Source organism: Blastococcus sp. SYSU DS0617 (assembly GCF_054051075.1).
This window is the reverse complement of record NZ_JBJHAO010000012.1, coordinates 1-25,458: the sequence shown is the minus strand read 5'-3', so window position 1 is coordinate 25,458 and position 25,458 is coordinate 1. Positions and strand designations below refer to the sequence as shown.

The following is a 25,458-nucleotide window of genomic DNA, read 5'->3' as shown; positions in this document are numbered from 1 at the left end:
GCTCTACCGAGAGTCCTCCGCCATCGGCGCCGGGCCCGGACTGCACCGGATGAACCACTCGGTGGAGAGCATCGAGCCGCGGGCGTCCGGAGGCAGTGCGGCGACCAGCCCGGGCACCGCACCTCTGGCCACCTCGCTCCGGTGCGCCAGGATCGCCGCGATCTTCTCCTCCAGCCAGGGGGTGACGTCGAGGCGTTCGGTGATCTGCTCGTCCGGGACGCTGTAGACGGCCCGCCGCGCGCCGACGAACTCCCGCAACGCCGGCACGACGGAGTCCGGGTGGGTGGCCAGGTACAGGTCGCTCGGTTCCCACGGCGCACCGGCGTCCGGGTACATCCTGTCGAGCCCGGCCGCCTGCGCGGCGAGCACGGAGGCCCGGTACGTGAGCAGGTGGTCCGGGTGGCCGGTCATCCCGCCGTAGGCATCGTGGGTCACCACGATGTCGGGCCGGAACTCCCGGATGTGCACCACCAGCCGTCGGACGACGTCGTCCAGGGGTGCGTCGAGCAGGCGCGGGCTCCCCGGCGCCGACTCGGGGACCAGCGCGTCGGCGTAGCCGAGCATGCGCGGCTCGCCGGCCCCGAGGATCCGCAGCGCCTCGGCCAGTTCCGGCGCGCGCACCGAGTCCTCGGCCCAGGTGGCCGTGACCACCGCGGTCCGCGCCCCGGCACCGGAATGCCGGGCCAGCAGACCGCCGGCGGAGAGGGACTCGTCGTCCGGGTGCGCGAAGACGGCGAGCACGCTGCGTTCAGACACAGGACACCCTTCGGAATCGTGTGCGCCTGCTACCGGCGCAGCGCGTCCCGGACGAACGCGACGACGTCGGCGAGGACCTCGTCGCGGTTGGTCTCGTTGAAGATCTCGTGCCGGGCTCCGGGGTAGATCCGCTCGACGTAGGTCTCGCCGCGCAGGTGCTGCACGCCGGACCGGGCGCCGTCGGCCGGCACCAGCCGGTCGTCCTCGCCGTGCGCCCACATCAGCGGCAGCGACCCCAGCGACGGCCCGTCCTGCACGGCGGCCAGCGCCCGGGCGATGCCTTCGACGGTGGGCCGCTGGAACGGCCCGTGCCAGATGAGCGGGTCGGCCTCGTAGGCGCGGGCGACCTCGGGGTCGCGGGAGAGCGTCGAGGTGTCCAGCGGGGTGTCGGGCATCTCGTCCAGCTCCAGCAGCCGGGCGCCGCCCCACTCCCCCACCAGCGGCCCGGACAGCACCACCGCGGCCAGCGAGCCGCCGTACCGCTGGGCGTAGCGCGCGGCGATCAGCCCGCCCATGGAGTGGCCGAGGAGCACCACCGGCAGGCCGGGGTGCTGCGCCCGGATCTCCTCGTCGACGGCGTGCAGGTCGTCGACGACCCGCTCGAAGTCGGCGACGACCACCCGGTCGCCCTCGCTCTTCCCGTGTCCGACGTGGTCGACGGCGGTCACGACGGCGCCGGCGTCGACCAGGGCCGCGGCGACGTGCTCGTACCGCCCGGTGTGCTCGCCGTACCCGTGCGCCAGCAGGACGACGTGGGTGGGTGAGGCGCCTTCCCACGTACGCCCGGCCAGCCGGCCCGCGTGCCCGTCGAGCGCCCACTCCCGTGCCGCGGTCATGCCGACGCCGCCACGCGCGGCGCGACCTCGGTGCCCAGCAGCTCGATGCCCCGCAACAGATCTGCGTGCGCCAGCCGCGGGTTGGTCATCTGCAGCGAGATGCGGGCCACGCCGCCGAGCTGCCCGGAGATCCGGACCAGCTTCTCCGCCACCGTGTCGGGATCACCCATGAAGAACGCTCCGTCCGGTCCACTCGTCGCGTCGAACTGCGCGCGGCTCGGCGGGGAGAACCCGCGCTCCCGCGAGACCTTCTCGAACATCTCGTGCCAGCCCGGGTAGATGGTGTCGGCCGCGGCCTGCGTGCTCTCCGCGACGAAGCCGAACACGTGCAGCCCGACCTGCAGCGTCTCCGGCGCGTGCCCCGCCTGAGCACCGGCGCGGCGGTAGAGGTCGATGAGCGGCGCGAACTGGCGGGGCTCCCCACCGATGATCGCCACCATCAGCGGCAGGCCGAGCAGTCCGGCCCGCACGAAGGACTCCGGCGTGCCACCGACGCCCACCCAGATCGGCAGCGGGTCCTGCAGCGGCCGCGGGTAGACGCCCTGTCCCGTCAGCGGCGGGCGGTGCCGGCCCGACCAGGTGACGTGCTCGGACTCGCGGATCCGCAGCAGCAGGTCGAGCTTCTCGGCGAACAGCTCGTCGTAGTCGGCCAGGCTCAGCCCGAACAGCGGGAACGCCTCCGTGAAGGACCCGCGGCCCACGACGAGGTCGATGCGGCCCTTGGAGATCAGGTCCAGGGTGGCGAACTGCTGGAAGACGCGCACCGGGTCGGCGGCGCTCAGCACGGCCACCGCACTGCCCAGGCGGATGCGGGAGGTGCGCGCGGCGGCCGCGGCCAGGATCACCGGCGGCGCCGAGTCGTAGTACTCGCTGCGGTGGTGCTCGCCGATGCCGAACGAGTACAGCCCCACCCGGTCGGCCAGCTCGATCTCCTCGAGCAGGTGCTCCATCCGCTCCTCGGCCCCGATCAGGCGGCCGGAGGCCGGATCGGTCACCGCCGAGACGAAGCTGTCGACGCCGAGGTGCATGGACCGTCCCTCCGAAGGCTCTCCCGTGCGGCAGGCCCGGCGCGGGAACGGGGTCCAGTCAAGCAGGGACCGCCGACGCCGGCCGCCCGTGAGCCGGGTCGGCCGGCCGGCGTGGCAGCGCGGCGGGGCGGGCAGTAAGGAGGCATGGCGGGAGCATTGCCGGCACGGACCGGCGCGGGAGGTGCCGCATGCGGTCACGGGCACGACGCGCGTGCTCCGCACCGGATCCCGGCGCGGGGCTGGCTGCAGGTGCTGCACCGGGCCGCGCGCCACGTCCTCGACGACCGCCTCATGGCCCTGGCCGCCGCCGTCTCCTTCTTCGCGATCCTGTCCATCGCCCCGCTGATGGTGACGGCGCTGTCGGTCTACGGGGCGCTCAACTCCCCCGAGCAGGCGCTCGACCAGCTCTCGTCGGTCGCCGAGGTGCTGCCGCCCGAGCTCGAACCGCTCGTCGCCGAGCAGCTGACCACCATCACGACGGCGTCGGCGCAGGTGCTCACCTGGCGCGGGGTCACCGGCCTGCTGGCCGCGCTCGTCACCGCCACCACCGCCGCGACCTACCTCATCGACGCGCTGACCCTCGCCTACTCCGAGACCGAGACGCGGGGCTTCCTCCGCCGCACCAGGCTGGCCGTCACGTTCGTGCTGGGCGGCGCGCTGGTCCTCGGTGCGCTCATCGCGGGTGGCGGTGTCCTGTCCCGGCAGCTCGGCCGCCTGCCCGATCCGGTGCGCCCGCTCGCGCCGGCGCTGATGTGGCTGACCCTGGCGCTGCTGCTGGCGCTGCTGCTGGCCGTTCTCTACCGCGTCGCTCCCGACCGCACCCAGGCGCGCTGGCGCTGGATCAGCGTCGGCGCCGCCGTCGCCACCGGGTTGTGGCTGGCCACGTCGGTCGCCCTGTTCGCCTACGTGCAGGGCCTCGGCTCCTACGAGACCACCTACGGCTCCCTCGGCGGGGTCGCCATCAGCATGTTCTGGCTGTGGCTCAGCGTCTTCCTCGTCATCGTCGGCGCCACGGTGAACGCCGAGAGCGAGCGCCAGACCGCCCAGGACTCCACCGTGGGCCCCGATCGCCCGGCTGGTCAGCGCGGCGCCGTCGTCGCCGACAGCGTGCCGCCCTCCCGCGACGTCGCAACCGGCTAGGCCGGGGAGGCCGGCTGCCCGGCCCGCAGGTGCTCGCCGAAGAAGCGCAGGATGCGCGCCCACGCGTCCTCGGCGGAGGGCTGGTGGTAGTCGAAGCCGGACACCTTCTCCAGCACGCTGAACGGACCGAGGTTGTGCCGGTTCAGGAAGGAGTGGCCGGCGTCCGGGTACTCCTCGACGTCGTGCGGCACCCCGAGCCGGGTGAGCAGGCCCTCCAGCTCCTCGGCGGCGCCCCGCAACATCCGGTCCCGCTTTCCGTAGCTGGCCACCACCGGGCAGGCGCCCTCGAGCACCCGCTCGGCGTTCTTCGGCACGGCGCCGTAGTTCGGCGCCGCCGCGTCGAAGCCGCGGGTCGCCGCCAGCAGCGCGAAGCCGCCGCCCATGCAGAAGCCGAGGACGCCGACCCGCCCGGTGCTGTCGGACCGTCCGACCAGCCACCGGCGGGTCGCCTCCAGATCACCGAAGGCAGCCCCGTGCCCCTGCAGCATGGCGCGGAAGGTCGAGCGCAGGCACCGGAGCACCCCACCGGCGGTGAAGAGGTCCGGCGCCACCGCGAGGTAGCCCGCGGCGGCCAGCCGGTCGGCCTGCTGCCGGGTGTCGTCGTTGAGCCCCAGCGCCTCGTGCACCACGACGACGGCCGGCCAGGGGCCCTCCCCCGCCGGCGGCACCCCGAGGTACGCCCGCAGCTCCGGTGCGCTCGCGCCGCCGGGGATCACGATGTCGGGCACGGTGCCTCCAGGGGCGGGACGGTCAGCTGCCCGGGCGGAAGGGGTTCTTGCCCGCCCGGAAGAGCGTCTCCTGCGTGAAGCTGGCGGCCAGGGTGCCGCCCGCGGTGAAGATCGCACCGGTGTACCAGCCGCGTCCACCCGAGACCGTGCCCGGCTCCATGTCCATGAGCACCCACTCGTCCAGCGGCGCGTGCCGGTGGAACCAGACGGCGTGGTCGAGGGTCGGCCCCGGGCTCGCCTCGTCCTGCGGCATGTTGGCCAGGCCGGTGCCGATGTCGGACAGGTAGGTGAGCACGCAGGCGTGCACGAGGTGGTCGTCGGGCAGCGGCACCGTCGTCCGCGCCCAAAAGCGGGTCGGCAGCCGCCAGCCCGGGTCCGCCTGGCCCGGCCGGCGGCTCTCCATGGTGAACAGCCGCGGCATGCCGTAGCTCTTCAGCCCGTCGGGCCCGTCGACGTCGGGCATCTCCTGGACGGGGATGTCCGGCCCGACGCCGCCGGCGTGGAAGGAGGCCGCCATGCTGAAGATGACCTCGCCCCCCTGCACCGCGACCACCCGCCGGGCGGAGAACGAGCCGCCGTCGCGGTCCCGCTCGACCCGGAAGATCGTCGGCCGGGCGGCGTCGCCGCTGCGCAGGAAGTAGCCGTGCAGCGAGTGCGGCAGGCGCCCCTCCCCGACGGTCAGCCCGGCGGCGAGCAGCGCCTGGGCGGCGACCTGACCGCCGTAGAGCGGGAACGGGTCGGCGAAGACCAGCGTGCTCCGGTAGAGGTCCCGGTCGATCTCCTCGAGGTCGAGGACGTCGAGCACCGTCGGCTCGGACTCTGCTGGGTCGGCCCCGGGCTCGCTCTGCACTGCGTTCTCCTCGGTCGGTGTCGGATCGCCGCCGCGACGATACGGTCGCCGCAGTGCGACCGACGTCACCGGCTCGGGGACGGAACTGGACGATCCGGCGGGTTCCGCCGACAGGAGGCAGTGCTCCATGACAGGTTCGATGCGGGCCCAGCGGTTCTACAAGGCGACGGGTGAGTGGGCGATCGAGGACGTGCCCATCCCCGAGCCGGGCCCCGGCCAGGTGCTGATCAAGGTCGCCTACTGCGGCATCTGCCACTCCGACCTCAGCCTGATCGACGGGGTGTTCGGCGGCATGGGCACCCCCGACGTCATCACCCAGGGGCACGAGGCCTCGGGCACCATCGCCGCCCTCGGGCCGGGCGTGACCGGCTGGTCGGTCGGCGACCGGGTGATCCCGGCCGCGGGCCGCCCGTGCGGCCAGTGCGCGAACTGCCTCCGCGGTCCGATCGGCCAGTGCCTGAACATCCAGCTGATGGCCTTCGCCTACGACGGCGCCTGGGCGGAGTACACGCTCGCCGGGGCCTTCGGCCTCACCCAGGTGCCCGACGGGGTACCGATGGACCAGGCCGCCATCCTGGCCGACGCGGTGTCCACCCCCTTCGGCGCGGTCGTGCACACCGGGCAGGTCCGGATCGGCGAGGCCGTCGGCGTCTGGGGCGTGGGCGGGGTCGGCACCCACATCGTGCAGCTCGCCCGGCTGGTCGGGGCCAACCCGATCATCGCCCTCGACCTCGAGGAGGCCGTGCGCGAGCGGGCGCTGGAGATCGGCGCGGACTTCGCCTTCGACTCCCGCGACCCGGACCTCGCGGCGAAGATCGCCGACGCGACGAAGGGCCGGATGCTCGACGTCGCCTTCGACGCCGTCGGCGTGACGTCCACCTTCGAGCAGGGGCTGGCGATGCTGGCCAACGGCGGCCGGGTCGTCGTCGTCGGGCTGAGCGGCGAGGAGGCGAGCGTCGGGAGCACGCTCGGGTTCGGCCTCTCGCGGAAGCAGGCGCTCGGGCACCTGGGCTACCAGGGCACAGACATCGGCATCCTGGCCGATCTCGTGGCCGCCGGTCGCCTGGACCTCTCCCGCTCGATCAGCGGCGTGGTCTCCCTGGAGGACGTCGGCGAGGGCATCCGACGGCTGCACGAGCGCGACGGCAACCCCATCCGGATCCTCGTCCAGCCCTGAGGACCCGCGGACACGGCAGGAGGCCGGGATGTCCCCACCCGGGGCGGTGTCGCTCGCCCTGCCGTTCCGCGGGACCTGGCTGGCCCGGAACAGCCCGGCGCGCCGCGTCCCGAGCCACGGCACCCGGCTGTTCGCCACCACGTACGCGATCGACTTCGTCGCCGTCGAGGGACGGCGGACGGCGCACGTCCGCGACTGGCGGGCGCTGCTGGCCACCGAGCCGCCCGAGCGGTTCGTCGGGTTCGGGCAGCCGGTCCTCGCGCCGGCCGCGGGGACCGTGGTGGCGGTCCTGGACGGGGAGCCCGACCACGAGGCGCGGCGGTCGCAGCTCGCGCTGGTGCCGTACGCGCTCACCCAGGCCGGCCGGATCCGCGGCGGGCCGCCCGCCATCGCCGGCAACCACGTCGTCCTCGAGCTTGCCGACGGCGCCGGGTTCGCGCTGCTCGCCCACCTCCGGCGCGGCTCGGTGGCCGTGGCCCCGGGCCGGCGGGTGGCGGAGGGCGAGCAGCTCGGGGCGTGCGGCAACTCGGGCAACTCCACGCAGCCGCACGTACACCTGCAGGTCATGGATGCCGCCGACGCGTCGCGCGCGTCCGGCCTCCCGCTGGAGTTCCGTTCCTACCGCGTCCGGCCCCGCTCCGGCGGGCGGCCGGTCGAGGTGGCACGCGGGGTCCCCGGTGAGTCCGAGGTCGTGGAGCCCCTCTGAGCGCGGTGCGGCCCCGCCGAGGAACGGGTGCTGCGCAGCTCGAAGCACCCGGCAGTGGACAATGGACGCCGTCCGTGAGGGCCGGGGACCTCCGGCCCCGGGCATGAACGCGCCTGTTCCGCTGTTGTCCGGTGCGACGGTCCGCCTGCGACGGCGTCGACCCCGCCTCCAGACGAAGCCTTTCGAAGGACACTGCTTGCCCGAGATCCGATCCACTCCCCCGCCGCAGACAGCCCGCCGCCGCGAGCGCTCCGCCGGCCGCCAGACCGCGGCCCGCGACGCCGACCGCGTGGCCGCCCGCGCCGAGAAGCTGGCCCAGCAGAGCTGGGTCGAGGGCGCCGAGCCCGCGCTGCCGGTCCGCACCACCCGGCCCGAGGACGTCGTCTTCCACCTCGGCCCCACCAACTCCGGCAAGACCTACGAGTCGCTGCAGGCGCTGGCCGCCGCCGGCTCCGGGGTCTACGCCGCACCGCTGCGCCAGCTCGCGCACGAGGCCTACGAGAAGCTCTCCGCGCTCCTGCCCGAGGGCACGGTCGGCCTGTCGACGGGCGAGGAGGAGATCGACCCCTTCGCGCCCATCGTCTGCTGCACCGTCGAGAAGGCGCCGCCGCGCGGCGAGATGCTGGTCCTCGACGAGGCCCACTGGGTGACCGACCCCGACCGCGGCCACCACTGGGCGCGGCTGCTGCTCACCGGTGAGTACCGGACGATGCACCTGATCGCGGCCGCGGAGGCCTATCTGGTGCTCAAGCCCCTGGTCTCCGACGCCGAGCACGTCGAGGTCGTCAACCACAAGCGGCTGTCGCGGCTCGACGTGCTCCGCGCGCCGGTCCGGGCCGACGCCGTCCGCCCGCAGACCCTCGTCGTCGCCTTCTCCCGCAAGGCCGTGTACGCGGCGGCGGCCGAGCTGGACCAGCACCGCCCCGGCAAGGTCGGCGTGCTCTACGGCGCCCTGCCCCCGGCCACCCGGCGCGAGGTGATCCAGCGGTTCACCGACGGCGAGCTCGACGTGCTGGTCACCACCGACGTGATCGGCCACGGCATCAACGTTCCCGCCACCACCGTGCTGTTCGCCGAGACCTCCAAGTTCGACGGCCAGGAGGTGCGCCCGCTGCGCACCTGGGAGGCCGCGCAGATCGCCGGGCGGGCCGGCCGCTACGGGCTCACCGGCCACGGCGCCGTCGGCATCCTGATCGGCGTCAGCGGGCTCAAGCCCGTCGGGGCGCTCGTCGCGAACGGCGCCGCGGTGGCCCGCGGTGACGAGATGAGCGACCTGCCCAAGCGCGCGCCGCGACTGCGGCCGGAGCTCGAGGACCTCGGCGCGATCGAGGCCGTCGACCTGCCGGAGGCGCTGGTGCGCTGGATGGCGTGGGCCCGCGCCGCCACCCGCGACCAGGCGATGACCGCCGACGACGTCACCAGCCTCGTGCTGCGGGTGCACGCCCTGCTCCCGCTGCTGCGCGGCCCGCTCGGCGCGGCCGGCGACCTGGAGACGGTCTGGCGGCTGGTCAACCTGGCCATCGACTACAACCCGCCGCGGCGCACCCGCTGGCTGGTGCTCGCCCGCGCGGCCCTCGAGCACGCCGTCGGCCTGCCCGTGCAGCCGGAGACCGTGCTTCCCGACGTCCCCCGCGGCGGCACGGTCGAGGAGTACGAGCAGGCGGCCGCCGCGGCCCGCGACGCCCAGACCCTGCTGCGCCAGTTCCCCGGTGTGGGCGGGCTGGACAGCGACGACGCCGCCTGGGTCGAGGAGGAGTGCGCGGAGATGATCACCGAACTGCTCCCCGACGCGATCGCCCTGGGCCGGTCGGGCAAGTGCACCGGCTGCGGCTCGGCGATCGCACCCTGGTTCACCACCTGCCGGCCCTGCAGCGCCCCGGCCGGCCGGTCCGGCGGGGACCGCAGCCGCCGTCCCGCCGGGGGGCAGCGGGCGGCCGGCCGGGCCGCCGGCCGCGCGCTCGGTGGCCGCCAGGGCGGACCTCGCGGGCGCTCCCGCCGGGGCTGACCCGCCGGGCCGCCCGGCGGTGCGGGACGATGGCGCGATGCACCTGCTCCTGGAGTACGCCCTCGCCCCGGACTACCTCGAGCGCCGCGGCGCCCTGCGCGAGGAGCACCTCGACCTGGCCCGCGCGGCGCACGAGCGGGGCGAGCTGCTGCTCGCCGGCGCCCTGCCCGATCCCTTCGACCGGGCGCTGCTGGTCTGGACCGCGCCGCGGGAGGCCGTGGAGCGGTTCGTCGAGCAGGACCCGTACGTCGTCCAGGGCCTCGTCACCGGCTGGACGATCCGGGAGTGGAACGTCGTCGTGGGCGGCTCGCGGTAGCCCCGGCCGGGCACGCCGCGGGGCCGATCACTCCAGCCGAGGCCGGATGTTCTCCGTCCAGACGTCCCAGCCGACGCGCACGACCAGCACGCTGACGACGACGAGGAACGCGACGCGGATGAAGCCGCTGCCCCGGGCGGCCGCGGTGCGCGCCCCGAGGTAGCCACCGGCCATGTTGGCCGCCCCGAGCGCCAGCCCGAGGCCCCAGTAGACGGCACCGTGCGGCACGAAGAAGAGTAGCGCGCCCAGGTTGGTGGCAAAGTTGACGATCTTGGCCTTGGCGCTGGCCTGGAGGAACGCGTAGCCCAGCAGCGACACCATGGCGAAGACGAGGAACGACCCCGTGCCGGGCCCGAGGATGCCGTCGTAGAAGCCGATGACCGCGCCGATGACGGCCGCCGTCCCGTGGTGTCGCCGGCCGGAGTGCCGGAGCGCGGTGACGTCGCCCAGCGAGGGTCGCAGCAGCGTGAACGCCCCGATGCCGATCAGCGCGACGACGATGATCGGCTTGAAGACGCTGGCCGGCAGCAGCGCGGCGATCGAGGCGCCGCAGAAGCTGCCGACCAGCGCGATCGCCGCCATGGGCAGCGCGGTGCGCAGGTCGGGGTGGACGCGGCGGTAGTAGGTGATCGCGCTGGTCGTGGTGCCGAAGATCGAGCCCAGCTTGTTGGTCGCCAGCGCCTGCACCGGGCTGATGCCCGGCACCAGCAGCAGCGCGGGCAGCTGCACGAGCCCGCCACCCCCGACGACGGCGTCGATGAAGCCGGCGGTGAGCCCGGCCAGCAGCACGAACACGAGGGTCGCGACGCTCAGTCCGTCCGGCAGCACGTCCACCGCGAGCAGCTCGCTCATGCCTCTCCTCCCGGCTGCCGTCCCGTCCCGGTGGGTGCGCAGGCGGCGACCACTCCACCACGACGGCCGGGGTGCCCCGCGCACCGCCCTAGGGTGGGCGTGTGGAGGTCTGGTCCAACCCCTCGTGCTCGAAGTCCCGAGCCGCCCGCGACCGGCTCGACCGGGCCGGGATCCGGTACACGGTGCGCCGCTACCTCGACGATCCGCCGACCGGGGCCGAACTCCGGGCAACCCTCGCCGCGCTGGGGCTCGAGCCCTGGGACATCACCCGCACGGGCGACCCGCTGGCCCGCGAGCTCGGCGTACGCGACCTGCCGCGCGAGCCCGGCGTCTGGATCCGCCTGCTGGTCGAGCACCCGCAGCTGATCCAGCGGCCGATCCTGCTGGCCGACGACGGGCGCGCCTGGATCGCCCGCGACGAGGAGACGCTGCTCCGGATCACCGGGGCCTGACCCCGGTCAGGAGGCGTCGGCCCACGAGCGGACGACGTCGACGTCCAGCGGGAAGTCGATCGGGAACTCGCCGAACAGCAGCCGGCCCGACTGCGCCGCGGCCTGCCGCACCGCCTCGCCGACGCCGTCGGCCAGGTGCGCGGGGGTGTGCACGACGACCTCGTCGTGCAGGAAGAAGACCAGGTGCGGCCGCTCGTGCAGCGGGCCCTCCCCCAGCGCCCACAGCCGGTTGCGCAGGTCGGCCAGCCAGCACAGCGCCCACTCCGCCGCCGTGCCCTGGACGACGAAATTGCGGGTGAACCGGCCCCAGGCGCGGCTCTGCCGGTTCCGGTCCTCCCGCGGCCCGCCCTCGTCGGGTGCCTCCCCCAGATCGGCGGAGCGCTCGACCCAGCCTGCGGTCGGGAGCGGCGAGCCCCGGCCGAGCAGCGTGCGCACCACCTCACCGCGCTCCCCCGCCCGCGCGGCGTCCTCGACCAGGCCGATGGCCCGCGGGTACCGCTGGGTGAGCCGCGGCATCATGCGCCCGCTCTCGCCGCGGGTGGCGCCGTAGAGCGCGCCGAGCATCCCGACCTTGGCCTCGGCGCGCGTCGCGACCACTCCGGCCGCGACGATGCCCTGGTACAGGTCGGTGCCCCGGGCGGCGTCGGCCATCGCCGAGTCGTGGCTCATCCCGGCCAGCACCCGGGGCTCGAGCTGGGCGACGTCGGCGACGACGAAGCGCCATCCCTCGTCGGCGATCGCGGCCGGCCGCACCTGCGTGGGCATCGACAGCGCTCCCCCACCGTTGGACGACCACCGGCCGGTGACCACGCCGCCGGGCACGAAGTGCGAGCGGAACCTGCCCTCGTGCACCCAGGTGTCCAGCCACGCCCAGCCGTTGGCCGTCATCAGCCGGGCGAGCTTGCGGTACTCCAGCAGCGCCGGCATCGCGGGGTGCTCGAGCTGCTCCAGCGTCCACGAGCGGGTGTCGGTCACCGGCAGGCCGGCCGCCCTGAGGGCCCGCAGCAGATCGCCCGGCGAGTCGGGGTTGAGCCCCGGCGCGCCCAGCGCCGTCCGCACCTCGCCGGCCAGCCGCTCCAGCACGACCGGCCGCCGGCCGCCGGCCGGCCGCGGGCCGAGCAGCTCGGTGAGCAGCCGGTCGTGGACGTCGGCCCGCCACGGCAGACCCGCGTGGGTCATCTCGGCCGCGACGAGCGCTCCCGAGGACTCGGCCGCGAGCAGGAGGCCGAGCCGGCCCCGCTCCGGCGAGGCGGCCAGCGCCGCCTGCTGCCGGTCGTGCTCGGCGACCGGGTCGAGCAGGTCGGCCGGGTCGGCCAAGGGGAAGAGCGCGGGGTCGACCGCGGTGACCGGCTGCAGCGCGTCCCAGCCCGGGGTCGAGTCGGCCGCGAGCAGCCCCTGGTCGACGAACGGGGACCGCCGCAGCACCGCGTGGCACAACCGCAGGTCCGTGCACCGGGCGACCCGGACGCCGTGCGCCAGCAGGGCCGGGTACCAGCGGGTGGTGTCGTCCCAGACCCAGCGCACCGGTCCGGCCGTCTCCCGGTCGGCCACGAAGGCCGGGAGCTCGTGGCCCGGCACCTCGTGCGCCGGCAGCCGGACGGGACCCGCGCCCTCCTGGACCTCGACGTCCTCGCCGCGGCGCACGAGGACGATCCGGTTCACCCCGGCAGTGTCGTCGACGGGTCCGACGGCCTGCGGACGTCGGCCGATCTCCCGATCGAGGCCTGACGACGGCGCGGCCGGGGTACGCCCGCACCATGGATGCCATCTCGATGGGAAAGGCCGGCCTGCAGGGCTGGCGGTCGAAGGTCGCCGACGCCGTGGCGAGCCCGGTCGCGCGGACGTCCGGGTTCAGCGACGACCAGGTGCGGGCGGTCCTGGGCGGCGCGTTCTTCGTGCTCTCCGCCGTCTACGTCGTGCAGACGCTCCGGCAGTTGCAGCGCGCCTGAGCGGCTGCCCCGTGGTGCGCCGCGGAGCAGCCGGGCCGTTAGCGTGCGGTATGGCTGTCGATCCCCGTGGCTCGGACCTCAAGCGTTACCTGCAGGAGGACCCGGGCGGACCTGTCGTGATGCTCAACCTGCTGCGCTACGCCGAGGGCGGCCGGGAGACCTACGAGAAGTACTCCTCGGCGCTGCGGACCACCTTCCTCGCCCGCTACGGCGCCGAGGTGATCTACGCCGGGGACGGGTCGACCGCGCTGGTCGCCGAGCCCGGGCAGGAGTGGGACGCGGTGCTGCTGGTCCGCTATCCCTCGCGCAAGGCGTTCAGCAAGATGGTGGCCGACCCGGAGTACCAGCAGTTCACCCACTTCCGCACCCAGGCGCTGACCGAGGCGGTCCTGCAGGCCACCGTCCCCAGGTGAGGGCACCCTAACCACGCCCCTTCTCCTCGGGCTAGGGTTCGCCCGAGGGGGCACCCGACCTCGCGCCGAGCACGGCCGTCCCGCCCCCTGGAACCGTTCCGGAGGAGCAGGTATGACCGAAGCACGACGGGGTGGCCCCGACGGCCGCCCGCCCCGCAGGCGGACGGCACGGGTCGCCGAGGTGCTGCGGACCTCGCGCATCACCCCGCACCTGGTCCGCGTCGTGCTCGGCGGCGAGGGGCTGGCCGGCTTCCCGGCCGGCGAGTTCACCGACCACTACGTGAAGCTGCAGCTGCCGCCGGCCGGCGCCACGTACCAGGCGCCCTACGACGTCGACGAGCTGCGGGCGCAGCTGCCGCCGGAGCAGTGGCCGGTCACCCGCACCTACACCGTGCGGGCGTGGGACGCCGCCTCCGGTGAGCTCACCATCGACTTCGTGCACCACGGCGACGCGGGCGTGGCCGGGCCCTGGGCCGCGGCCGCGCGACCCGGCGACCGGATCCAGTTCCTCGGCCCCGGCGGCGCCTACCGCCCGCACCCGGACGCCGACTGGCACCTGCTCGCCGGCGACGAGTCCGCCCTGCCCGCCATCGCGGCAGCCCTGGAGGGGCTCCCCGCCGGAGCGCGCGCCCTCGCCTTCGTCGAGGTGGCCGGGCCCGAGGAGGAGCTGACCGACCTGGCTCCGCCCGCGGGGGCCGTACTGCACTGGCTGCACCGCGGGGACGCCGCCCCCGGCGAGGCCCTGGTGGCCGCGGTCCGTGCCGCCGAGCTCCCGGCCGGCCGAGGGCACCTGTTCGTGCACGGCGAGGCCCACGCCGTCCGCGAGCTGCGCCGGCACCTGCGCGGGCTCTACGGCCTGGCTCCCGAGTGGACGTCGATCTCCGGCTACTGGCGGCGGGGGGACACCGAGGACGGCTGGCAGACCACCAAGCAGGAGTGGAACGCCGCGATCGAGGCCGAGGAGGCGCCCGCCAGGGCCTGAGCCCCGGGCCGGGGCTCCGGCCGCGCCCGGCCGTCTGACAAGCTCGGGTCGACCGACCACCGACCTCAGGAGGACCCGTGCGCGCCGCCCAGATCTCCACCCTCGACGGCCCCGGGGCCATCCAGGTCGTCGACGTCCCCGAGCCCGAGGCCGGTGACAAGGTCCTCATCGAGGTGCACGCCGCCGGCGTCACGTACCCGGAGGTCCTGCAGAGCCGCGGCGAGTACCAGATGAAGCCGCCGCTGCCGTTCATCCCGGGCAGCGAGGTGGCCGGTGTCGTCCGCTCCGCCCCCGAGGGCAGCGGGGTCACCGCCGGGCAGCGGGTGGCGGCGTTCCCGTCCCTGGGCGGTTTCGCCGAGGTGGTCGCCGCGGCGCCGTCCATGGTCTTCGCGCTGCCGGACGGCACGAGCTTCGAGCAGGGCGCCGCCCTGCCGATGAACTACCTGACGATGCACTTCGCGCTGCGCCGCCGCGGCCAGCTCCGCGAGGGCGAGACCGTGCTGGTCCACGGCGCGGCCGGTGGTCTGGGGACGGCCGCCGTCCAGCTGGCGAAGGCCTACGGAGCCCGCGTGCTCGCCGTCGTCTCCAGCGACGCCAAGGGCGAGGTGGCCCGGGCCGCCGGCGCCGACGAGATCGTGCCCTCCGACGGCTTCCGGGACGCGGTCAAGGAGCTGACCGGCGGGCGCGGCGTCGACGTCGTGGTCGACCCGGTCGGTGGCGACCGGTTCACCGACTCACTGCGCAGCCTCGGTCGCGAGGGCCGGATCCTGGTGCTCGGCTTCACCGGCGGGGAGATCCCGACGGTCAAGGTCAACCGGCTCCTGCTCAACAACGTCTCCGTCGTCGGCGTGGGCTGGGGTGCCTTCTGGTCCACCAGCGCCCCCGGCTTCCCGAAGGAGCAGTGGCAGGAGCTCTACCCCCTGCTCGAGAGCGGCGCGCTGGACCCGGTCCTGGGCACCGTGCACCCGCTGGAGGACGTCGTCGCGGCCGTCACCGAGCTCGACGAGCGCCGCGCGGCGGGCAAGGTCCTCCTCCGCGTCCGCGGCTGACCGCTCCGCCTGACCCACCGCAGCCGGCTGCGGCGCTACTCCCCCACGAGTCGCCGCAGCCGCCGCGCAGGCTCGCACAGCAGCACGCCCGGCAGCCGCAGGGCGGCCGACGCGGCCCGCACCCCGAACCGCAGCAGGTCGGGCCACTCGGCCGGCCGGGGCGCGGGCGCCACGGGCCGCTCGCGTACCGGCGGCGGCACCGGCGGGAGCGGGAGCTCCGGTGCGGCCGGCGGCGGCGCCAGCACGTCCATGGCCGGATGGCTGCGGCGCGGCGCGCGCAGCGAGGCGAAGGACGGGATGGGTGGCGCCAGGGGCGATTCCCCCTCGCCGCTCCCCCGTCCGCGACCGGTCGTGGACACGGCTGGTTCCTCCAGGTCGGGTTCCGGGATCAGGGCGACAGCGGTGACGCGGTGGTCGCCCGGGGTCGTCGACACTAGTGCCGGCCCGCGCCGCGCCCGGCGCGGGTCGGCCCCCGCCGACGCGGCAGGCGTCAGCGGTAGTTCACGTGGACGTGGTCGAAGTGGTTCGCCGTCACGCCGCCGCGGTTCTCCATCTGCTTCCAGGAACCGCCCGGCGAGCTGAGCATCCGCTGCTGCCAGATGACGTAGTCCACGCCGAGCTCGTTCCAGTGGGCCACGTGGTAGGCCGCGATCGCGTCGCCGAGCGCCGCGTTCGTCATCACCATGTAGTCCACCGCGAGGCCGGAGGGGTGGCCGCCGGGATCGGCGGCGCTGGCGCGCGTGCCTCCGAGCGTGATCGAGCCGGCTCCCGGGACGTTGCTGACGACGGCGTCGGCAGCCGCCTGCGCCCGGGGGTTGATCGCGCCGGCGGTGTTGCTGATCCTGGCGCGGACGGTGGCGGCCACCGAGCCGGCGGCCTGCGCCACGGCGGCAGCCGGCGACGAGGGCGCGGGTCGCGCGGCAGCTCTCGGCTGATCGGCGGCGCGCTCGGCGGCGGCCGCCTCCTCGGCGGCCCGGCGCGCGGCGGCCTCGGCCTCGGCCTCGGCCTGCGCCTGGGCTGCTGCCGCGTCCGCCTCGGCGCGCCGCTGGTCGAGCACCGCCTGATCGGCCTCGGCCTGGGTGAGCAGTGCTGCGACCTCTGCGTCCTCACGGGCGCTGCGGCTGGCGGCGATCTCGGCCAGCGGCTCCAGCTCGCGCGTCACGTCCTCCGGAGCGGGCGTGGACTCGATGCCGAGCTGACGCGCCACGCTGACCGACTCCGTGCTCACCGCCTCGGCCTGGGCTGCCGGGCCGGTGCCGGCGGCCAGGTTCACCAGGAGCGCGCCGGCGGCGGCCACTCCCAGGTAGATGCCGGGTCGGCGGACGGCGGCCGGAGGACGGCGATGAGAGGTCGACGAACGGCGGGAGACGGTGGTGCGGGAGTGCATGTGCGCGGGTGCTCCGAAGGTGCGTGCAGCAGCGTCCGACCAGGGACGACGTGGGGCTGCGACGGGTGTGCGGTCGGCGAGGGCTGCGGCTCCGCGGTGAGCCGGGACGCCGGTGGGGTCACCGGAGAGCCGGTGCCCGGGCGTGCCGGGGTGGGGTCGTGTCGACCGGCGGACGCAGCCACGGTAACCACCGTTACGGATCCGTGACAATCGGCGACGGCGTGTCCGGGCGTGACACGCCCCTCACCACCGGGCACCCGGACGCTCCCGGCATCCGGCAGCTCGGGGCGGCGCGACCGAGCACCGCCGGCCGTCGCGATGCGCGACGGCCGGCGGTACGGCGGTACGGCGTCAGCGGTAGTTGACGTGGACGTGGTCGAAGTGGTTCGCCGTCACGCTGCCCCGGTTCTCCATCTGCTTCCAGGCCCCACCGGGTGAGCTGAGGTAGCGCTGCTCCCAGATGATGTAGGCCACGCCGAGCTCGTCCCAGTGGGCGATGTGGTAGGCGGTGATGGCGTTCCCGAGCGCGCGGTTCGACAGGACCATGTAGTCGAGCGCGAGGCCGGAGGGGTGGCCACCGGGGTCGGCCGCGCTGGCGCGCGTACCGCCGAGGGTGATCGAGCCGGCGCCGGGCACGTTGCTGACCACGGCGTTCGCCGCCGCCTGCACCTGCGGCCGGATCGCTCCGGCGTTGTTGGTGATCCGCGCGACGGCGCGTGCGGCGACCGGGGCGGGTGCCGGGAGGGCAGCCGGTGCCGGTGCAGCGGCCGGTGCGGGCGCCCGGGCCGCGGGCGGTGCCGGCGGTGCCGGTGCCGGAGCCCGAGGAGCGGGGGGCGCGACCGGAGCGGGCGGAGCGGGCGGGGCAGCGACAGGTGCGGCCGGCGGCGCTGCGGCGGCCGCCTCCTCGGCAGCGGCGAACGCGGCGGCGGCCTTCATCCCGGCCGCCTCCTCGGCAGCGGCGATCGCCGCGGCGGCCTTCATCCCGGCCGCCTCTTCCGCAGCGGCGAACGCGGCCGCCGCCTTCATCCCGGCCGCCTCCTCGGCCGCGGCGAACGCGGCCGCCGCCTTCATCCCGGCCGCCTCCTCGGCCGCGGCGAACGCCGCCGCCGCCTTCATCCCGGCCGCCTCCTCGGCAGCGCGCCGGGCGGCGGCCTCCGCCTCGGCGCGCTGCTGGTCCAGCGCGGCCTGGTCCGCGGCGGCCTGGGCGAGACCGGCAGCGGCCGCCGCGTCGTCCCGGCTGCTGCGGCTGGCGGCCAGCTCCTGGAGCGGCTCGAGCCGGTCCGCCGCGTCGTCCGGGGCGGTCGAGGCGTCGATCCCGAGCTGCCCGGCGACGCTTCCCGACCCGGAGGGGGCGGGAGCCGGCTCGACGCTCACGGCACCAGCGCCCACCGCGTCGGCCCGCGGGGCGACCTCGCTGCCGATGAGCGCGGTGGCCAGGACGAGGCCCGCGGCGGCGGACGCGAGGTAGGTGCCGGTGCGCACGCCGACCGGTCGACGGCGGCGCGGGGAGGAGTGCCGGCGGCGGGCGCCGGAGATCGTGGTGCGGACGTTCATGGGTGCGGGTGCTCCGAGACGTGGGGCAGCGACACCCCGGCACGGGGCGCGGCGCTGCACGAGTGGGATCTGCGGGACTGCACTCCGGGCACGCGCGCCTGCAGGCGGACGTGCGTAGGAGCGGTGGGCGCGGCTCAGCCGTGCGGGTGGACCCGCCGTCGGTGGTGGGTGCGGGCAGGTCCAGCGGCGGTGCAGGGGCGCGCCATCCGGCGGCTCTCCGTTCTTCCGATCCGCTTACCGGGTTAGCTGACGGATTCGGGCTCAGAAGTGCCCTACGCGCAACGGACACGTGCCCGGTGCGCGATTCACCCCAGTGCTGCGGTGGGTCCCCGGCTCACCGGCGCCCCACGGGGACGACGGCGACTCAGCGGCGTCCGCCGAACTCCCCGGGAGGGGGACGTGGCGACCGGCGGACACCATGACGGTAGGCACCGTTATGCATCCGTGACAAATGGCCAGGTCGTCGCCCCGATCGACGAGCCGGGCGCCCGTCGCGGCCCGTCTGCACCCGGCCGGGAGGGGCGGAACCAGCTCTCCCCGCCCTCCGGTGCCCCTGGAGCGCGACGGGAACCAGCGGCCGGATAGGAGCGCCGGGGTCCGGCCGCCGGCTCCGAGCGCCGGTGTGCGCCGGCCGGGCTCAGAGGCGGCGCAGGACCGTCATCGCCTGGGACGCCATCCGCGCCTCGCCCAGGGCGTTGGGGTGCACGACCACCGGGTTGGTGCCTCCGACGACCGGCTCCACCCAGCGGACCCCGAGCGGCTGGCAGGCGTCGTGCCCCTCCGACACCCGGCTCATGTCCACGTAGGTCACGCCCGTGGCTTTGGCCGCCCGGCGGATGGCGTCGTTCAGCGTGGCCTGCACGCCCCGCAGGTACGGGACGTCGCCCTCCGCGACGGGCATCTGCGGGAAGCAGCCGCCGGTGGCCGGCAGGATCGACGGGTAGCCGAGGATCGCGACCTCGGCGCGCGGGGCCTTGGTCCGCACCGCCCGGAGCACCTGGACCAGCGACGGGTACGTGGTGCTGCGGATGGTGTCCTCGAAGGAGGAGCCGTACCGGTCGCGGCACGGGCTCCCCCGGCCCAGCGTGGAGAGCCCCGCTGCGCCGCAGCGGGTGATCGAGTCGATGAACACGCCGCTGTCGTTGCCGCCGATGGTCATCGTGATCACCTGCGTGTCGCGGGTGACCGCGTCCAGCTGCGGCGCCACCCCCGGGTACTGGGCGGCGAGGTAGTCACCGGTGTCCGCGCCCCCGCACGTGACGTCGGTGAGCCGGGCACCGGTGGCCGCGGCGATGACGTGCGGGTAGTTGGCCGTCGAGCGCAGGCACTGCGGCGGGGCGGTGAGGTCGGCCGGCAGGACGCCGGACGCCGCGCTGTAGGAGTCGCCCAGCGCGACGTAGCGGACCGGGCCGTTCCCGCCGTGCGCCTGCACCGGTGGCGCGACCAGCACGAGGGATACGAACAGGGCCGACAGGACGGCGGCGAGACGGCGCACGGAGCAGCTCCGGAGGGGGGCGTGGACAGGCCGCACGGGACAACGACGGCCCGATCCCGGAGTTACGCCCGTCACACCGGCGAGCGTGGGACGTACCCCTTCCGGATGTCCGTGGGCGGTCCGGAGGCCTCCCGGCGTACATCAGCGGTAACACGCCTGACACCATCACCGAACGATTTCCCGATCAGGGGTCCACACCACTCCCTCGCAGAGTGGCGCGGTGGCTGGATCGTGCCCGGGACGAGAAGGTGGGTCGTAGCGGATGGAGAGGATCCTCGTGACTGCCATAGATGCGGTACTGGACGAAGCCGGACTGACGAACGAAGCCGTCCGGTCCTACGTGAAGCACTGGGCACAGCACACCGGCGCCGAGCGCGTGGAGGTCATCAACGCCTCCGACGACGCGCGGCTGATCCAGGAGTCGCTCGACGCGGGTGAGCTCCTGCCGGCCGGGAAGGGTCGCTACTACTCCCGCAGCCACCCGAAGGACACGGCGCGCTCCGAGGAGCGCACGGTCGTCGCGACGAACGACCCCGACGACAAGGGCGAGTACAACAACTGGCGCCCGGCGTCGGAGATGCGGCCGATGCTCGAGGAGCGGATGGCCGGCAAGTCCGCGGGCAAGACGATGTACGTCGTCCCCTACGTGATGGCCCCGCCCGGCTCCCCGCTGCAGCCCTACGCCACCGGCGTCGAGCTCACGGACACCCGCACGGTCGTGCTGCACATGATCCGCATGGCGCGGGTGGGCGTGCAGTACGTCAACGAGCTCGCCGACCCGGACTACTTCGTCCGCGGCGTGCACGTCACCGGCGACCTGGACAACCTGGGCCAGGGCACCGCGGACGACCAGCGCTACTTCGTCACCATCGCCGACGAGCGCACGATCCTGCACTACGGCTCGTCCTACGGCGGCAACGCGCTGCTGGGCAAGATCGCCCACGGCCTGCGCCAGGCGACCTACGACGGCTGGGCCTCGGGCAAGTTCCTCGCCGAGCAGTTCCTGCTGCTCGGCATCACCGACAAGCAGACCGGCCGCACGTACCACATCTGCGGTGGCATGCCGAGCGCGTCGGGCAAGACGAACCTGGCCATGATCCTGGCGCCCGACGCCCTCGGTGACCGTTACCAGGTGCACTTCTACGGCGACGACATCGCCTGGCTGTGGGTCGACCCCGAGGACGGCCGCGTCTACGCGATCAACCCCGAGTTCGGTGCCTTCGGGGTCGCCAAGGACACCAACGAGGTCACCAACCCCACGGCGGTCGAGGCGATCGCCGAGGGCACCGGGACGATCTTCACCAACGTCGCCTACAACGAGCAGACGCAGGACGTCTGGTGGGAGGGCAAGAGCAAGAACCCGCCCGCCGACGTCACCGGCTGGCGCGACTGGAAGGGCGAGCTGATCTCGGAGCGCTCCGAGGCGGAGAAGGACGCGCCCTGGGCCCACCCGAACAGCCGGTTCACCACCACGCTGGCCAACATCCCGAACATCGCGCCCGACTACGAGAACCCGAAGGGCGTGCCGGTCGACGCGATCATCTTCGGCGGGCGCACCCGTGACCGCGAGCCGCTGATCCGCGCGATCACCGACCTCGCCGAGGGCGTCTACGACGGCCTGACGCTGGGCGCGGAGGCGACCTTCGCCGCCGAGGGCACCGAGGGCGTCCTGCGGTACGACCCGATGTCGATGCGCCCATTCATGGCCTACTCCGAGGGCGCGTACGCCGCGCACTGGATGAAGATCATCGGTGCCGCCAAGGACCAGCCGGTCTTCGCCCACGTGAACTGGTTCCAGCGGGGCGAGGACGGCCGCTTCCTGTGGCCGGGGTACCGGGACAACCTCCGCCCGCTGCTGTGGCTCATGCAGCTGCGCAACGGCGAGGTCACCGGCCGGCAGACCCCGGTCGGCATCGTCCCGACCAAGGAGGAGCTGCAGCTCGAGGGCATGGAGGACCTCCGCCAGGACGACCTGGAGACGATCCTGTCGATCGACGTCCCGCGCTGGCAGCAGGAGATGGCGCACCGCGAGCAGCACCTCTCGCTGTTCCGCGACATGCCCGAGGAGATCTGGGGAGCCCACCGCCGCGTCTCCGAGGCCCTGGACGCCCAGGCCGAGTGATCCGCGGGGGGCGCTGTCCCTCCTGAACGACGACGAAGGCCCCGACCTATTGGTCGGGGCCTTCGTTCGCGTGTGCCCCGATGCCGCACGGTGCGGGTGTTCCTCGTGCTCCTCGGGGCCCTGGCGGGCGCGACGCACCGACGACGCCCGATGAGCGGATGCCGATCGGTCGACCCGGCAGGATCCGCGTCCACGGCGTGCAGCGTCCGGCGGTGCCCGATGCGTCATACCGGGTGGAGACCACTGACGGGAGCAGGGCGTGACGTTCGAGCAGTTCGTGGCCGCACAGGGGGCGTCCCTGCTGCGGCTGGCGTTCGTGCTGACCGGGGACCGGCACCTCGCCGAGGACCTGACGCAGACGGCGCTGGCCGACGCCTACCGGCACTGGCGGAGGGTGACGGCGGCCCAGGACCCGGCCGCGTACGTGCGCCGGATGCTGGTCAACGCGCACCTGAGCTGGCGACGCCGCCGCTCGAGCACCGAGCACCCGGCCGAACTGGTGGACGCCTCGATCGATCGGGCCGCCGGACCCGGGGACGCCCTGGAGGCGCGGGAGCAGATGCGCACATTGCTCGCCGGCCTGGCGCCACGGGCGCGCACCGTGCTGGTGCTGCGGTACTACGCCGACCTCGACGACGCCGCGATCGCCGACGCCATGGGGGTCAGCCAGAGCGCGGTGCGGGCGACCGCCTCGCGGGCCCTGGCCGGTCTCCGCTCCACCGCCGTCGTCGAGTCCGTCCAGGAGGCGCCATGACCAGCCCGACCGAGCGGCAGCTGCGCGAGCTCTTCGCCGCCGACGCCGCTCGCGCACCCGACCCGGGTGGCCTGGCCGCCCTCACCCTGCACAGGGTGCGGCGGCGCCGTCGCGTCCGGGCGACCGCGGCGACGGGGCTGATCGCGGCCGTGGTGGTCGCCGGAGGGAGCGCGGTCGTCTGGGGTCCCCTGGGCGCCGGCTCCTCCCCCGCAGCCGCACCCACGGGCGTCGGCGAGCTCCCCGGCGGCGCGGGCGAGGACTGCTCCTCGGGGTACTCGCCGGCCCGGCTCGCCGCCGACCTGACCCAGGAGGGCGCCTTCGCCCTCGACGGCACCGTCACGGCGATCGAGTTGGGTGACGACGCCGGACCCGGGCGGCCCAGCCGGTACGCGGGCGTCACCTTCCGGGTGCACACCTGGTACCACGGCGGCTCCGGCGAGACGGTGGAGGTGCTGCTCGCCCGCCCGGACGCCACGTCCCAGACCTCGGACGTGAGGTCCTACGGAATCGATACCCGGCTGCTCGTGTCGGGTCAGGTCGTCGAGACCGCGAAGGTGCCGGACGCGCCGACGACCGAGGACGTCGCTCACTTCGGCTTCTCCTGCGGCTCCACCCGCTACTACGACGATGCGACCGCCGCCGAGTGGGCCGCCGTGGCCGCCGGTGAGACGCCGGCCGGCGCGCTGCCGGCCACCAGGGCCGTGAGCTGCCCCGAGTACTCGCCCGCCCTCGTGGGTCAGCGCGACTTCGCGCTGGACGGCACCGTCACCGGGATCGGGGAGCAGCGCTTCCCCCGGCTGCCGGGAGAGACCGAGGCCGACTCCTTCTACTCGGTCACCTTCCGGGTGCACGCCTGGTACCGGGGCGGCACCGGCGAGAGGGTGACCCTCCACATGGAGGAGCTGCCCTACCTGTCGACGCCGGAAGGCGGGAGCATCGAGACCTACGGCGTCGGCACCCGCCTGCTCGTCTCCGGGGACGTGAGCGACATCGTGGGCCGGGGCCTCATCGGCCAGGGCTGCGGTTTCACCCGCTACTACGACGAGCAGACCGCCGCGGAGTGGGCCGCCGCCACCGACTGACTGGCCTCCGGCGCCCGCATGCGCCTCAGCGCGGTCTCCCGGGCGCCGCAGACGACGTCCGTCCGCACGAGCGCGCACACGACGGGGCCGTTGACGACGAAGGCCCCGACCGGCTGGTCGGGGCCCTTCGTCCGGCGTTGCTCAGTCGAGATAGTCGCGCAGCACCTGGGAGCGGCTGGGGTGGCGCAGCTTGCTCATGGTCTTGGACTCGATCTGCCGGATGCGCTCGCGGGTCACCCCGTAGACGCGGCCGATCTCGTCCAGCGTCCGCGGCTGGCCGTCGGTCAGGCCGAACCGCAGCCGGACGACGCCGGCCTCGCGCTCCGACAGCGTCTGCAGCACGCTCAGCAGCTGGTCCTGCATCAGCCCGAAGCTGACCGCGTCGACGGCCACGACCGCCTCGGAGTCCTCGATGAAGTCGCCGAGCTGGCTGTCGCCCTCGTCGCCGATGGTCTGGTCGAGGCTGATCGGCTCCCGGGCGTACTGCTGGATCTCCAGCACCTTCTCGGGCGTGAGGTCGAGCTCCTTGGCCAGCTCCTCCGGGGTGGGCTCGCGGCCGAGGGACTGCGACATCTCGCGCTGGATGCGGCCGAGCTTGTTGATCACCTCGACCATGTGCACCGGGATGCGGATGGTGCGCGCCTGGTCGGCCATCGCGCGGGTGATCGCCTGCCGGATCCACCACGTCGCGTACGTGGAGAACTTGAAGCCCTTGGTGTAGTCGAACTTCTCGACCGCGCGGATCAGGCCCATGTTGCCCTCCTGGATCAGGTCCAGGAAGGCCATGCCGCGGCCGGTGTAGCGCTTGGCCAGCGACACGACGAGGCGGAGGTTGGCCTCCAGCAGGTGGTCCTTGGCGCGCTCGCCGTCCCGGGTGACCCAGGTGAGCTCGCGCCGGCGCGCGATCGGCAGGGTCTCCCCCGCGGCCGCGGCGTCGGCGAGCTTGTGGCTGGCGTAGAGCCCGGCCTCGATCCGCTTGGCCAGGTCGACCTCCTCCTCGGCGGTGAGGAGCTTCACCCGGCCGATGAGCTTGAGGTAGGCGCGGACGGCGTCCGTGGACGCGGTCATCTCCGCGTCCTTGCGGGCCTTCCGGAGGGCCAGCGACTCCTCCTCGTCCTCCCACTCGAAGCCGGTGCCGGCGGCGCCGGCAGCGGCCTCGCCGTCGGCCTCGGGCGCGTCGGTGTCGTCGTCCTCCTCCACCTCGGCGGGGGCGATGGTGACGGCCTCGCTGGGGGCGGCCGTCTCGAGCGCGTCGTCGAGGACGGGCGCGTCGTCGTCGGTCGCGGCGGCGGTGCCCGCCTTCCCCTTGGCCGCTGCCTCGGCCTTGGGTGCGGCCTTCGGAGCGGACTTGGGTGCGGCCTTGGCCTTGGGCGCAGCCTTGGCCCGGGCCTTGGGCGTGGCGGTGGTGGCGGGCGAAGTGCTGGGGTCGTCCGTCCCGTTGGGGGCCGGCTGGGCGATGTCGGTCGCGGTCATCGTCGCCTCTCGTGACGGTGTCGGACGGCGTCGCGAGAACCTGCAGTCCTAGCGGAGAGGCCGGCACGTGCGCGACGGGGAGCCGGCACGCGCTGAGGGTGGGGGGCGAATGTCCTGCGATGGCGGCCAGATCGGCGCGTCACCGGGGACGACATGCCATTTTAGCCCTCCCTGGCCGTCGATGCCGACGGCCTCCGCTCCGAGCCGCCCCGTCGGGGTGGGTTCCGGCCGCTCTCCCCGGGGCACGCAGCCCCTCTGGGGCCGGTGGCGGACACACCGGCGAGTGCTCCGCCGGCGGGGCGGCGGCGCCCCGCCCGCGGGTGGGCGTGGGGGAGGACGTCCTATGGCCGCC

General features: G+C 74.6%; 25 protein-coding genes and 1 riboswitch. Of the genes, 13 read left to right on the top strand and 12 right to left on the bottom strand.

Going from position 1 to position 25,458, the window contains the following annotated elements; all coding sequences use genetic code 11:
- Positions 1-3: 3 nt before the first annotated feature.
- From ACI793_RS13860 to ACI793_RS13850, 3 genes are read right to left on the bottom strand one after another with little or no spacing between them, the layout of a single operon-like run.
- Positions 4-756, bottom strand: a complete 753-nt coding sequence (locus tag ACI793_RS13860; RefSeq protein ID WP_456606958.1) for a PIG-L deacetylase family protein — start codon at positions 754-756, stop codon at positions 4-6.
- A gap of 29 nt (positions 757-785) precedes the next feature.
- Positions 786-1,592, bottom strand: a complete 807-nt coding sequence (locus ACI793_RS13855; RefSeq protein WP_456606957.1) for an alpha/beta hydrolase — start codon at positions 1,590-1,592, stop codon at positions 786-788.
- Positions 1,589-2,620 carry an LLM class flavin-dependent oxidoreductase gene (locus ACI793_RS13850; RefSeq protein ID WP_456606956.1) on the bottom strand — a complete coding sequence of 344 codons (1,032 nt, stop codon included), beginning with the start codon at positions 2,618-2,620 and terminating at the stop codon, positions 1,589-1,591. The genes ACI793_RS13855 and ACI793_RS13850 overlap by 4 nt, the downstream gene beginning before the upstream one ends.
- 144 nt (positions 2,621-2,764) lie before the next feature.
- On the opposite strand from ACI793_RS13850, the gene ACI793_RS13845 reads away from it, so the two are divergent.
- The gene (locus ACI793_RS13845) at positions 2,765-3,760 is read left to right on the top strand and encodes a YihY/virulence factor BrkB family protein (protein ID WP_456606955.1); all 996 of its coding nucleotides are present in this window, start codon (positions 2,765-2,767) and stop codon (positions 3,758-3,760) included.
- Here ACI793_RS13845 and ACI793_RS13840 read toward each other — a convergent pair.
- Positions 3,757-4,488 carry a dienelactone hydrolase family protein gene (locus ACI793_RS13840; RefSeq protein ID WP_456606954.1) on the bottom strand — a complete coding sequence of 244 codons (732 nt, stop codon included), beginning with the start codon at positions 4,486-4,488 and terminating at the stop codon, positions 3,757-3,759. The genes ACI793_RS13845 and ACI793_RS13840 overlap by 4 nt on opposite strands.
- Before the next feature lie 22 nt (positions 4,489-4,510).
- Positions 4,511-5,338 (bottom strand): acyl-CoA thioesterase, encoded by an 828-nt coding sequence (locus ACI793_RS13835; RefSeq protein ID WP_456606953.1) that lies wholly within the window; start codon positions 5,336-5,338, stop codon positions 4,511-4,513.
- A 127-nt stretch (positions 5,339-5,465) separates the two neighbouring features.
- On the opposite strand from ACI793_RS13835, the gene ACI793_RS13830 reads away from it, so the two are divergent.
- The 4 genes from ACI793_RS13830 (at position 5,466) to ACI793_RS13815 (ending at position 9,542) form a co-directional block, all read left to right on the top strand.
- Positions 5,466-6,515, top strand: a complete 1,050-nt coding sequence (locus ACI793_RS13830; protein WP_456606952.1) for a zinc-binding dehydrogenase — start codon at positions 5,466-5,468, stop codon at positions 6,513-6,515.
- A gap of 28 nt (positions 6,516-6,543) precedes the next feature.
- A complete protein-coding gene (locus ACI793_RS13825; protein WP_456606951.1) occupies positions 6,544-7,221 on the top strand; it encodes a M23 family metallopeptidase in 678 nt (225 codons plus the stop codon).
- A gap of 196 nt (positions 7,222-7,417) precedes the next feature.
- On the top strand, positions 7,418-9,226 hold the full coding sequence (locus tag ACI793_RS13820) for a helicase-related protein (protein ID WP_456606950.1): 1,809 nt from the start codon (positions 7,418-7,420) through the stop codon (positions 9,224-9,226).
- Between the two features lie 37 nt (positions 9,227-9,263).
- Positions 9,264-9,542, top strand: coding sequence for a YciI-like protein (locus ACI793_RS13815; RefSeq protein WP_456606949.1), 279 nt, complete (start codon positions 9,264-9,266; stop codon positions 9,540-9,542).
- Positions 9,543-9,569: 27 nt separating this feature from the next.
- Here the strand turns inward: ACI793_RS13815 and ACI793_RS13810 are convergent, their stop codons facing one another.
- Entirely contained in the window at positions 9,570-10,394 is an 825-nt protein-coding gene (locus ACI793_RS13810; RefSeq protein ID WP_456606948.1) for a TSUP family transporter, read from the bottom strand.
- A gap of 101 nt (positions 10,395-10,495) precedes the next feature.
- Between ACI793_RS13810 and ACI793_RS13805 the strand changes: the two genes are divergently transcribed.
- The gene (locus ACI793_RS13805; protein WP_456606947.1) at positions 10,496-10,846 is read left to right on the top strand and encodes an ArsC/Spx/MgsR family protein; all 351 of its coding nucleotides are present in this window, start codon (positions 10,496-10,498) and stop codon (positions 10,844-10,846) included.
- 6 nt (positions 10,847-10,852) lie between these two features.
- Here ACI793_RS13805 and ACI793_RS13800 read toward each other — a convergent pair whose 3' ends face one another.
- Complete coding sequence (locus tag ACI793_RS13800) at positions 10,853-12,508, bottom strand: bifunctional 3'-5' exonuclease/DNA polymerase (RefSeq protein ID WP_456606946.1); 1,656 nt, start codon at positions 12,506-12,508, stop codon at positions 10,853-10,855.
- A gap of 95 nt (positions 12,509-12,603) precedes the next feature.
- On the opposite strand from ACI793_RS13800, the gene ACI793_RS13795 reads away from it, so the two are divergent.
- The 4 genes from ACI793_RS13795 to ACI793_RS13780 all read left to right on the top strand — a co-directional run bounded on the left by ACI793_RS13795 (position 12,604) and on the right by ACI793_RS13780 (position 15,239).
- A complete protein-coding gene (locus ACI793_RS13795) occupies positions 12,604-12,795 on the top strand; it encodes a hypothetical protein (protein ID WP_456606945.1) in 192 nt (63 codons plus the stop codon).
- 50 nt (positions 12,796-12,845) lie between these two features.
- A complete protein-coding gene (locus tag ACI793_RS13790) occupies positions 12,846-13,208 on the top strand; it encodes a DUF1330 domain-containing protein (protein ID WP_456606944.1) in 363 nt (120 codons plus the stop codon).
- A 112-nt stretch (positions 13,209-13,320) separates the two neighbouring features.
- Complete coding sequence (locus ACI793_RS13785) at positions 13,321-14,190, top strand: siderophore-interacting protein (protein WP_456606943.1); 870 nt, start codon at positions 13,321-13,323, stop codon at positions 14,188-14,190.
- Positions 14,191-14,267: 77 nt separating this feature from the next.
- Positions 14,268-15,239, top strand: coding sequence for an NADPH:quinone oxidoreductase family protein (locus ACI793_RS13780; RefSeq protein ID WP_456606942.1), 972 nt, complete (start codon positions 14,268-14,270; stop codon positions 15,237-15,239).
- A gap of 35 nt (positions 15,240-15,274) precedes the next feature.
- On the opposite strand, the gene ACI793_RS13775 is transcribed toward ACI793_RS13780, so the two are convergent.
- The 4 genes from ACI793_RS13775 to ACI793_RS13760 form a co-directional block, all read right to left on the bottom strand.
- Entirely contained in the window at positions 15,275-15,598 is a 324-nt protein-coding gene (locus tag ACI793_RS13775; RefSeq protein WP_456606941.1) for a hypothetical protein, read from the bottom strand.
- Between the two features lie 131 nt (positions 15,599-15,729).
- Positions 15,730-16,626 (bottom strand): hypothetical protein, encoded by an 897-nt coding sequence (locus tag ACI793_RS13770; RefSeq protein ID WP_456606940.1) that lies wholly within the window; start codon positions 16,624-16,626, stop codon positions 15,730-15,732.
- A 351-nt stretch (positions 16,627-16,977) separates the two neighbouring features.
- On the bottom strand, positions 16,978-18,180 hold the full coding sequence (locus tag ACI793_RS13765; protein WP_456606939.1) for a hypothetical protein: 1,203 nt from the start codon (positions 18,178-18,180) through the stop codon (positions 16,978-16,980).
- A 216-nt stretch (positions 18,181-18,396) separates the two neighbouring features.
- Positions 18,397-18,560, bottom strand: a riboswitch (cyclic di-AMP (ydaO/yuaA leader).
- A gap of 257 nt (positions 18,561-18,817) precedes the next feature.
- Entirely contained in the window at positions 18,818-19,675 is an 858-nt protein-coding gene (locus ACI793_RS13760) for an SGNH/GDSL hydrolase family protein (RefSeq protein WP_456606938.1), read from the bottom strand.
- Between the two features lie 277 nt (positions 19,676-19,952).
- On the opposite strand from ACI793_RS13760, the gene ACI793_RS13755 reads away from it, so the two are divergent.
- The 3 genes from ACI793_RS13755 to ACI793_RS13745 all read left to right on the top strand — a co-directional run bounded on the left by ACI793_RS13755 (position 19,953) and on the right by ACI793_RS13745 (position 23,633).
- On the top strand, positions 19,953-21,797 hold the full coding sequence (locus tag ACI793_RS13755) for a phosphoenolpyruvate carboxykinase (GTP) (protein WP_456606937.1): 1,845 nt from the start codon (positions 19,953-19,955) through the stop codon (positions 21,795-21,797).
- A gap of 259 nt (positions 21,798-22,056) precedes the next feature.
- Complete coding sequence (locus tag ACI793_RS13750; RefSeq protein WP_456606936.1) at positions 22,057-22,551, top strand: SigE family RNA polymerase sigma factor; 495 nt, start codon at positions 22,057-22,059, stop codon at positions 22,549-22,551.
- Positions 22,548-23,633, top strand: coding sequence for a hypothetical protein (locus ACI793_RS13745; protein ID WP_456606935.1), 1,086 nt, complete (start codon positions 22,548-22,550; stop codon positions 23,631-23,633). Before ACI793_RS13750 ends, ACI793_RS13745 begins: the two co-directional genes overlap by 4 nt.
- Positions 23,634-23,774: 141 nt before the next feature.
- On the opposite strand, the gene ACI793_RS13740 is transcribed toward ACI793_RS13745, so the two are convergent.
- The gene (locus ACI793_RS13740) at positions 23,775-25,106 is read right to left on the bottom strand and encodes an RNA polymerase sigma factor (RefSeq protein ID WP_456606934.1); all 1,332 of its coding nucleotides are present in this window, start codon (positions 25,104-25,106) and stop codon (positions 23,775-23,777) included.
- Between the last annotated feature and the right edge of the window lie 352 nt (positions 25,107-25,458).